9 protein-coding genes are annotated in these 10174 nt (G+C 45.3%); 5 read left to right on the top strand and 4 right to left on the bottom strand.

The genetic code is table 11. The annotated features are described in order from the left end of the window. From RCH62_RS07895 to RCH62_RS07885, 3 genes are all read left to right on the top strand, one after another. Positions 1 to 905 (top strand): family 1 glycosylhydrolase (locus tag RCH62_RS07895; RefSeq protein ID WP_306474972.1); only part of this gene is annotated, 905 nt, incomplete at its 5' end. A 136-nt stretch (positions 906 to 1041) separates the two neighbouring features. Next, the gene (locus RCH62_RS07890) at positions 1042 to 1731 is read left to right on the top strand and encodes a response regulator transcription factor (protein WP_048690324.1); all 690 of its coding nucleotides are present in this window, start codon (positions 1042 to 1044) and stop codon (positions 1729 to 1731) included. Then, complete coding sequence (locus RCH62_RS07885) at positions 1731 to 2618, top strand: sensor histidine kinase KdpD (protein ID WP_306474971.1); 888 nt, start codon at positions 1731 to 1733, stop codon at positions 2616 to 2618. Before RCH62_RS07890 ends, RCH62_RS07885 begins: the two co-directional genes overlap by 1 nt. A 20-nt stretch (positions 2619 to 2638) precedes the next feature. Here RCH62_RS07885 and RCH62_RS07880 read toward each other — a convergent pair whose 3' ends face one another. The 4 genes from RCH62_RS07880 to pabB form a co-directional block, all read right to left on the bottom strand. Further along, positions 2639 to 3391, bottom strand: coding sequence for an ABC transporter permease (locus RCH62_RS07880; RefSeq protein WP_048716360.1), 753 nt, complete (start codon positions 3389 to 3391; stop codon positions 2639 to 2641). A 54-nt stretch (positions 3392 to 3445) separates the two neighbouring features. Continuing rightward, the gene (locus RCH62_RS07875; protein WP_120701649.1) at positions 3446 to 4354 is read right to left on the bottom strand and encodes an ABC transporter ATP-binding protein; all 909 of its coding nucleotides are present in this window, start codon (positions 4352 to 4354) and stop codon (positions 3446 to 3448) included. A gap of 372 nt (positions 4355 to 4726) precedes the next feature. Beyond that, a complete protein-coding gene (locus RCH62_RS07870) occupies positions 4727 to 5377 on the bottom strand; it encodes an alpha/beta fold hydrolase (RefSeq protein WP_129270059.1) in 651 nt (216 codons plus the stop codon). Beyond that, positions 5374 to 7104, bottom strand: a complete 1731-nt coding sequence (gene pabB / locus RCH62_RS07865; protein WP_195213643.1) for an aminodeoxychorismate synthase component I — start codon at positions 7102 to 7104, stop codon at positions 5374 to 5376. Before pabB ends, RCH62_RS07870 begins: the two co-directional genes overlap by 4 nt. A 560-nt stretch (positions 7105 to 7664) precedes the next feature. Here pabB and RCH62_RS07860 point away from each other — a divergent pair. Further along, entirely contained in the window at positions 7665 to 8264 is a 600-nt protein-coding gene (locus RCH62_RS07860) for a hypothetical protein (RefSeq protein ID WP_287517020.1), read from the top strand. Between the two features lie 114 nt (positions 8265 to 8378). Further along, positions 8379 to 9986 carry an alpha-glucosidase gene (locus tag RCH62_RS07855; protein WP_287517018.1) on the top strand — a complete coding sequence of 536 codons (1608 nt, stop codon included), beginning with the start codon at positions 8379 to 8381 and terminating at the stop codon, positions 9984 to 9986. Positions 9987 to 10174: the final 188 nt, after the last annotated feature.

Below are 10174 nucleotides of genomic sequence, written 5' to 3'. Positions count from 1 at the left end.
TAACCTTTAATGAGATCAATATGATCCTCCATGCGCCTTTTATGGGAGCGGGTCTCTGCTTTGAAGAAGGAGAGAATGAGGAGCAAGTCAAATACCAGGCGGCTCACCATGAGTTGGTCGCTTCAGCCATTGCCACCAAGCTAGCCCATGAGATTGATTCCAACAATAAGGTCGGCTGTATGCTGGCAGCAGGGCAAAACTATCCGCATACCTGTGCTCCGCGAGATGTCTGGGCTGGTCTAGAAGAAGACCGCAAAAACTATTTCTTTATCGATGTGCAGGCGCGTGGGGAATACCCAAACTATGCTAAGAAAGAGTGGGAGCGTCAGGGAATCACGGTTGAGATAACCGAGCAGGACCTTCAATTATTGAAAGAACACACGGTAGACTTTATTTCCTTCTCTTACTATGCCAGTCGGGTCGCTTCAGGTGATCCAGCTGAAAGGGAGAAAACAGCGGGCAATATCTTTGCCTCTCTGAAGAACCCCTACCTAGAAAGCTCGGAATGGGGTTGGCAGATTGACCCTCTTGGTCTCCGCATTACCCTCAATACCATCTGGGATCGTTATCAAAAGCCGATGTTTATCGTGGAAAACGGATTAGGGGCAGTTGATACACCAAATGAAGCAGGGGAGATTGAGGATAATTACCGGATTGACTACCTGGCTGCCCATGTCAAGGCCATGCGGGATGCCATCCATGAAGATGGTGTTGTCCTCTGGGGCTATACGACTTGGGGCTGTATTGACCTGGTCTCTGCCGGGACTGGAGAAATGAAGAAACGCTACGGCTTTATCTATGTTGATCGGGACAATGGAGGAAAAGGAACTTTAGCCCGCTCACGTAAGAAATCCTTCTATTGGTACAAAGAAGTCATTGCGACCAATGGAGCTTCTGTCAACTAATGCAACACTCGATTAGGAAGAAAGTTCTTCTTGATCGAGTGTTTTCTTTGCATTTTTCATTGACGAAGGAGCTTTTATTTGATAGGCTAGGGTAATAGAAATGATTTGGAGTTCAAAGGAAAAAGGAGCGAGGCAAGTGGCACGGATTTTATTAATCGAGGATAATAATGATATCCAAGAAATTTTATACAGTCTCTTAAGTGAAGATCATGAGGTCCTTCAGGCTTTTTCAGGTACAGAAGGGCTGCGGCTCTTCCAGCAAGAAGCCGTTGATTTGGTCCTCCTAGACATCATGCTTCCTGGGAAAAATGGCGATCAGGTCCTGGAGGAGATCCGTTTGCAGAGTCAGGTGCCGGTCATCATGATGACGGCTCTTGGAGACAAACACCTCATTAGCCAGTACCTCCTTGCCGGTGCCAATGATTATATTGTCAAGCCCTTTAATCTGGATGAAGTGGCGGCTCGGGTGACGGTGCAGTTGAGAAATAACAACACTCCGGCACAGGAACCTCCATCATCGAAAAAGCTGACTTTTAAAAATCTGGTCCTGAACCCAGAAACCTTTGAACTGGAGTCTGGCGAACAGACGCTTCGCTTGGGCAAAAAAGAATTTCAAATTTTTGAGACCTTGCTGGCACATCCAAAGAAGATTTTCACCAAGGAAGAATTGTATGAGGCGGTCTGGGAAGAGGTCTATCTGCCTGGAGACAATACCCTCAATGCCCAATTGAGCAATCTCCGGAAGAAAATTGCCCAGCTAGACCCTAATGAGGACTATATTGAAACCGTCTGGGGCTTGGGTGTTCGCTTGAAAGGAGACAAGTAATGTGGGGATTGGTTCTATTTCTAGTGGTCCTTGTCCTTTTCTTGGGACTGGGCTATGCTCGCTTGCTTTCTGCTCTCAAAGATTTGCAGGAGCAGATTCAACAGAAGCTCCAAAATGGGAGTGGGGTACGGTTAACGTCACGTGTTTCAAAAAAAGAATTGGTCGCCTTGACCAAGCAGGTCAGTGATCTCTTTGATCAGATCGAGCGGACCAATCGGATTGCCTTTCAAGAGAAGAAAACCTTGGATATGGCCATCAGTAATATTGCTCACGATATTCGGACACCTTTGACCATTGCTTCGGGCTATACCCAACAAATCATCAAAGGAGGGACGCAAGAAGAGGAAAAGCTGAAGAAAATTGCTTCCAATCTTCAAGTCGTCTCAAAACGCTTGGAATCTCTCTTGGAGTACAGACGCTTGATGGAGGGAGCCATCCAGCCTCGCCTTTCAGACGTTAATCTCAGCCAAGTCCTAACCCAGCAGTTATTCCAGTATTATGATAGCTTGTCTGAGGCGGGGATTGCCTTAGAGGTAGAGTTAGAAGAACATCTCCATTATGCTACTGATCCTGAGCTTTGGGAGCGCCTCTTGCAAAATATGCTCAGCAATGTCCTCAAGCATGGGAAGGATCAGGCCCGCTTGACCTTGATGTCGGATGAGGACACGATTCGGGTCGAGCTGCGCAATATTGTGCAACAACCGATCCAGCACTTAGACCAGTTGGCTAGTCGCTTCTACTCAGAAAATCTATCGGATACAGAAGAATCATCTGGCTTGGGTCTCTATATCATTCAAAATTTTGTAGAGATCTTAGGGGGCGACTTGCAACTGGCAACAGAGGCAGATTGGTTTATCTTGACCATTACACTGAGAAAAAAGGCTTGACCACTCGTCAAGCCTTTTTGTTATAAATCTTTGTGTTTGAAAGTAGCGAGTCCTAGGAAGCCGAAAACAAGGATGAATCCAAGAGCAATAGAGAGAGTGTTGTTCGTTGCTGTTGTGCTCTGTACCATGGAATATTGGAATTCCAAGTTTAGATAGTGGAGAATATCAATATCTTTAAAGAAGAGCGCAGGAAGGCTTAAGAGGATATTTCCAATGAAGTAGCCAACGAAGGCTAGGGTGATGGATTGGCTAGCGTAAAGAAGGAAGGAAATGATGCTGACCCAAGCCAGGGTGGAAAGGAACTGAATCAGCACGGTCAGTCCAAAATGAGCAAGGAAGTGCTCTGGCATGGTTCCAAGTCCATTGTAGAGGGTCGCGATCAAGAAGACGAGACCATAAGAAACGAGAAATTGGAAGAGGGCAATGGTCAGGACAACGGCGCTTTTAGCAAAGTAGTAGCTGGTGCGCGAAACCCCATAGGCCAGATTATTCTTGTATAAGTTTTGCGTTAAGTCTGTTCCTAGAACCAAGGTGATGACAATAATGGTAAAGAGGATAGTCACACTGATGCTGGAAGAGTAGTTGGTCAAGGCTTTAAAGCCCGTCCAAACTTCGGTTGCTTGGGGTAATTTGGATTCCGTATTGACGCCGACGTGGCCGGTAGCTCCAAAGATGACTCCAGACAGGATGTTGAGAACGAGAATGGCTTCTGTAATCCAAAAACCTTTAGAGCGAAAAAGTCTGTAAAAATCTGCTTGAATGGTATGCAACATGATAAATCTCCTAAATGAAATATGTGGGATAAGTAATGCAAGACGGTGGGTTGACTAGTCTACCAAGTCCGTAAAGAATTTTTCCAGATCTTGGCGGGCATAGTAGATTTCATCCACGTCAATATCCTCTTGAACGAGCGCTTTGACAATAACTTTAATATCGTGAGTCTGTCCAAAGATATGGATTTCTCCATCCTTATCGATGACCTTGATACGGTGATGGAGCTGATCCTGGATCAGTTGACTGGCAAGAGCTAGTTGGCTAGTTTTGAGGATGATGTAATCTTCTCCTTGTTCTTCGAATTCAGCCTTGCTAATTTCTTTGATCAGGCGTCCTTGGTCGACAATGCCAAAGCGATTGGCAACCAGATAAAGTTCGGAGAGGATGTGACTGGAAATGAGGATGGTCATGCCGAGTTCATCGTTGAGGCGCTTGATCATCTGGCGGAATTCCTTGATTCCGACAGGATCGAGACCATTGATGGGTTCGTCCAAAATGAGGAAGTCGGGCTTGGCAATGAGCGCAATCGCAATTCCCAACCGTTGTTTCATACCGAGTGAAAAATCGCGGAATTTCTTCTTACCCGTATTATTCAGGCCAACATAGTTCAAGGTTTCTTTGATGACCTGGTCGGGATTGGGGATATGGCGAGCCTTGCAATAGTAGACTAAGTTTTGGTAGGCGGTCATATGCTTGTGAGCCACAGGACTTTCAATGACAGATCCGACCCGTTTCAGGGCTTGTGTCCACTGAGAGCGATTCGTGGAAGCGAAGAGGGAGACGCTTCCATCAGTTTCTTGAATCAGCTGGGTGATGACCTTGATGAGGGTGGTTTTCCCTGCCCCGTTTTTACCGATGAGGCCGTAGACGTCGCCTTTGCGAATGGTGAGATTCACATCATTTAAGGCGTATTGTTGACCGAACTTTTTACTCAAATGGGAAATTTCTAATACTTTTTCCATGGTTTTCTCCTTCGTCCAAATGACTAGTTGTTTTCTTTACACTCTTAGTATACAGCTTGCTTTTCAAATAACTATCAAGCAATTCTAAAATATTTCTAAAAAAATGACTAACCTTTTAAAAGTTAGCCGTGACTTTAAGAATAAGTTTTCTTAGAGGCTTTCCTTAGGTGAGTACGGACGTCAGCGAACTTCGAAGAAGTTCCATGACTTAGTTTTGGACCTAAGGTTCCAAAACTCCCGAGTGCCTGAAACAATTGTGTTTCAGGCACTTTTCTCACGGCGGAAAGCCTCTAGATATTCATGCATAACTTAAAAATATAAACATTTCTTGATTTTTTAAGTTATGTAACATGAAAAAATACGTTATCTACATTAAGAGGAACTGTTTTTTAAGCTAGCCTCTTCATTTTTAAATTCACCAACAAACTCCTTGATGGCTTCTGCAAGTTCATGGGGTTTCTGAGTATTGAGTAGATGGCCCCCGTCTGCGATTTCTAGATAGTGACCTTTAGGCAGGAGATTGGCCAACTTTTTAGAAGAAGCCTGATTGGCCCCATCCTTGCTGCCGCAAATCACTAAGCTAGGAAGAGGGCAAGTTTTAGCGGTATCGGTTAGATTGAGGCTTTTTAATTCGGTAAAGATTTGCAACATGTGCTGTTTATTGGCCCCCTGCTTTTCAAAGACATGTTTGGGAATCAGACGAAAAAGGAGAATTTGGAGCCTATAGAGGAGATTGGTGTTGAGTTTGTATTGCGTCCCTGAAAGCACCAAGCCCTTGAGTTGTGGCAAGTCTCGGCTGGAGAGATCGAGAGCGAGAACGCCTCCCAGTGAGAGTCCAACCAGAATAAAGGGCTCGCTTTCTTGCTGGAGGTGCTCCGTCAATCTTTCTTTGGCCTCTTGGTAGCTTTCGCTTGGATGGGAGAAAATAGCGAAAGATTCAGATTGCAAGGGGGAAAGTGCATCTTGGACCCCTTGCCAAGAGTGGGCATCCTGTCCTAGGCCATGTAAAAAAATAAGTTTCATTCTGATTCCTCTCTAGTGAAATCGAGTGGATAGAGGCCACGCAGGGCATTGCAGGCATAGACTTGGTCAGCGACTTCTAAATCCTTCAGCGTTAACAGTTTTTCTTCTACTTGTCCAGTTTCTAAGAGATGGCGGCGGTAAATCCCGTCGAGGATAGGGAGGTGAGCTGGAGGCGTGTAGCGCTGGCCGTCAATCTCTAGGATGAGATTTCCGATGGTCGTCTCTAGCAAGGTTCCGTCTTCTAAATAGTAGATCTGCTCCTGTTCTGACCGGCTGAGATGGTCTCTCTGACTCGTTTTGAAATAGGTAAAAGGTCGGTCTAATGGAGCAGTTTGTTTTCTTAGTTGAGCTTGCAGATAGCTAGCTGGCAAGTCCTTCAGCTCGGCAATAGCCAGCTTGAAGGCCCCGTTTTTTTGCAAGGCAATGCGGCAACGATAGTCAAGGCTAGGATCCAAATGGGCAAGCTCTTCTTGAAGCTTTTTCAGGAGTTTTGGCTCATCATAAGGATAGGTAAAGTAGCGACTGGCCTCTCTCAAACGGGTCAGGTGTTGCTCCAGGAAGGTCAGCTCTCCTTGGTGGATGCGGCCGGTCGTCAGGAGCTCAAAGCGAGGCTCTTGTCGGTAGAGAACAGCAGACTTTTGCTTGGTCTCTTGGTATTCACTTTCCCATTTGCTGTCCCAAGTGATGCCTCCACCTACGCCATAGATGGCTTGCTTCCCCTGCATTTGGAGGGTTCGGATGGCCACATTAAAAATTCGTTTACCTTTTGGAAGAAGGATGCCGATTGTTCCACAGTAGACGCCACGAGGAGCAACCTCTGTCTGTTGAATAATTTCCATAGTGGAAATCTTCGGTGCACCTGTGATGGAACCGCAAGGAAAGAGGGCCTGGAAGGTTTGGACTAGGTCGACTTCGGGACGTAAGCGACTTTCAATGGTCGAGGTCATCTGCCAAACGGTGGAGTATTGCTCAACTTGACAGAGACGGGTCACCTGCTCACTTCCAATCTCCGAAATGCGATTCATATCATTACGCAGGAGATCCACAATCATCATGTTTTCTGCTCGATTTTTGGGATCAGCTTCTAGCCAAGCAGCCTCTTGAAGATCTGTTTGGTTGGTAAGCCCACGACGAGTCGTCCCCTTCATAGGGCGGGTGATTAGTAGCTTGTCATCTTGTTCAAAAAAGAGCTCAGGACTGATGGAGAGGATGGCCACATCATCGTGCTGGATGAAGGCATTGTAATGGGCCTTCTGTTCTACTACCAAGCGATTGTAGATGGCCAAAGGGTCAGCTTTTAGCTCTTGAGAAAGTTGGACGGTGTAGTTGACCTGGTAGGTATCCCCTTGGCGGATATGGTGCTGGATGGTCTCGATAGCTTTTCGATAAGCAGGCGCCTCTACCTCTTCCTGCCAATTGGCTGGAAGATCCACTGCCTCGTAGTCCTCTGGGAAAGGAAGGGTCTCGACCTCCTCATGAATGGTGAAATAGAGGAGATACTCTCCCATGAGTGGTGCTGGGTGGACGGCTAATTTTTTCTCAAAAGCAGGAGCGGCTTCATAACTGACATAGCCTACGGCATAATAACCAGCCTCCTGATAGGCTTCCGCCTCTCTCAGAAGAGTCTCTACTTGGTCGAGGTCTCTTGTTTTTAATTCCTTTAGCGGCTTGGTGAAAATGTGTCGCAATCCAAGCTCTTTAAAATCAATAATCGTTTGTTTGTGCATGCTTTGAGTATATCAAAAATAGAGGAAAAAAGGTAGATAAGGAGGCAAGGATTCCTTGCTTGGTCCTCTCTTTCATGCTAAAATAACCATAGAATCTGCATTTGGCGAAGGAGTAGGACCATGAAAAAGAATTCCCTCTATAACACTTCCAGTATTAGTCTTTTTCAATACCTCTTTGCGATTGCAGTGATTTTGGTGCATAGTGGTCGCTTAACTTCCTATGAGCCAGTGCATTTTGGCCTTAAGAGTATCCTTGGACGGCTAGCGGTGCCATTTTTTATCGTCTGTGCCAGCTTTTTCCTAAAGCCATCACTAAGAGATGCAAGGAAAATGAAGGCCTACCTGGTCAAAATCGTAAAAACCTATTTATTTTGGAGTTGTGTCTATCTTCCCTATGCCTGGGTCTTTTTTTCTAGTCTCCATCTCCCTGTCTATCTCTTTCCAGCAGGCGTTCTGATTGCTCTGCTCTATCTGGGAATGTGTTACCAACTCTGGTATATCCCTGCCTTTTTGCTGGGCCTGTTTTTGGTCAATCAATTGGTCAAACGCTTAGGTATGGTTTGGACGGGGGTGATCACCTTTCTTCTTTACTGCTGGGGCTTGATCGAGACCTATTCAGCTTATCTGGACACCACGAGTCTTCTCAAGGGTTACAGCTCTACAGCAATTTATTTTTTACAGCTCGAAATGGTCTCTTTTACACGCCCATTTTTATCTTTATGGGTTACTATCTCTATGATCATTTTCATGCACAAACCTTTAGGGTTCACCGTTGGGAAAAGCTATCTCTCGCCTTTGGCTTGTTCTGTATGGAAGGCATCATCATTTTTCAACATGAAGGAATCGATAAGAACTTTTACTTGCTCCTTCCCTTTGTGACGGTCTATTTGGTCAATGCCTGCCTGCGATCGTCCTTTTTGAAAAGCTATGATTTGCAGTACTTAAAGCAGATGAGCATGGCGCTTTACTTTTCGCATCCAATCTTTATCGAATGGGCTCGCTATGGCTTTAGCAATCTCCCACTTTCTTATCCAGACAGGGGCAAGCTGATTTTTGTGGCCGCCTTGTTGGGAAGTCATCTCTTTGGATTGGTCATGCTCTCTTATCACTCTTGGCAAAAAGAAAAGAAAAACAGAAGTCTTGAAAAGGAAGTTCTCTAGAGAGACTTTCTTTTTTATTTTAAGTGAGACTGATAGGTCAGCTGAGGGTTGCAATTCTTTTCCAGTTTGGTTATGATGTAAGGGATTACAAGTAAAACCAAAAAGGAGAAGCGCATGAAGAAAAAATGGTGGCATGATGCCGTGATTTATCAAATCTATCCCAAGAGTTTTTTAGATAGCAATGGAGATGGAATCGGTGACCTCAAGGGGATCATCAGTAAGCTGGATTATTTGGAGAAGTTAGGTATTACGGCCATTTGGCTGTCTCCTGTCTACCAAAGCCCTATGGATGATAATGGCTACGATATATCTGATTATGAGGATATTGCTTCCATCTTTGGCACCATGGAAGATATGGAAACATTGATTGAGGAGGGGCAAAAGCGCGGTATTAAGATGATCATGGATTTGGTGGTCAACCATACCTCTGATGAGCATGCCTGGTTTATCGAAGCGAAAGAAAATCCAAACAGTCCGGAGCGGGACTACTATATTTGGCGGGACCAACCCAATGATCTTGTCTCTACCTTTAGTGGTTCAGCTTGGGAATTTGATCCGGCTTCCCAGCAGTATTATTTGCACTTCTTTAGTAAGAAGCAACCAGACCTGAATTGGGAAAATGAGACCCTTCGGCAGAAGATTTATGACATGATGAACTTTTGGATCGACAAGGGGATCGGTGGTTTTCGGATGGATGTCATCGACATGATTGGGAAAATTCCTGATCAGAAGATCGTAGCCAATGGTCCCATGCTCCACCCTTATCTGAAAGAAATGAATCGAGCGACTTTCGGGGATAAGGATTTGTTAACTGTCGGGGAGACCTGGGGAGCGACACCTGAGATTGCTAAGCAATACTCTGGTCCTGACAATGAAGAATTATCGATGGTCTTTCAATTTGAACACATTGGGCTTCTCTTCCAAGAGGGTCAGCCCAAATGGCACTATGCGAAGAAGCTTAATGTTCCTAAGTTGAAAGAAATCTTTAACAAGTGGCAGACGGAGCTGGGCATGGACGAAGGCTGGAACTCTCTCTTTTGGAACAACCATGACCTCCCTCGGATTGTTTCTGCCTGGGGAGATGACCAAGCCTATCGGGTGAAGTCCGCTAAGGCCCTAGCCATTCTTCTTCATTTGATGAGAGGAACGCCTTATATCTACCAGGGGGAAGAGATTGGCATGACCAACTATCCTTTTAAGAGCCTAGACGAAATCGAAGATATTGAATCTATTAACTACGCCGAGGAAAGCCTCGAAAAGGGAGTGGAGCTAGACACCATTATGGACCAGATCCGACATATTGGCCGGGACAATGCTCGAACCCCTATGCAGTGGTCCAAGCAACCACAGGCTGGTTTTACAACCGGTCACCCTTGGCTAGCTGTCAATCCAAACTATCAGGAAATCAATGTAGAAGCGGCTTTGGCTGATCCCTCATCCATTTTCTATACCTACCAACAATTGGTCGCCCTCCGTAAGGAGCAAGATTGGTTGATCTCTGCAGACTTTGAGCTAGTGGATACAACTGATCAAGTCTTTGCCTACAAACGAGTAGATGGGGAGCAACGCTACTTGATTGTGGTCAATTTGTCTAGTCAAGTCCAGAGCTTTGAACTGGAGGAAGACTATGAGGAGGTCCTCATTAGCAATACCAATGTAGAGCAGGTCAAACAGACAAAAGTATTGGAACCTTGGGATGCTTTTTGTGTGCAACTAACTTGAGCATAAGTTTCTACAAAAAAAGAAGCGGATAGCTTTTCAGATTGCATATAAAGTCTTCTTTAAAACTTTCCTTAGGTGAGTACGGACGTCAGCGAACTTCGTAGAAGTTCCATGACTAAATCAAGATACAAACGGCGTCTGCGGATAAAGTCAAAATAGGAAGTTTGACGCAGAATCTTTCGATTCTA

Source organism: Streptococcus sp., assembly GCF_030825805.1.
Lineage (GTDB): Bacteria > Bacillota > Bacilli > Lactobacillales > Streptococcaceae > Streptococcus.
Note: the sequence above shows the minus strand (reverse complement) of the source record. Positions and strands in the feature narration are given on the sequence as shown.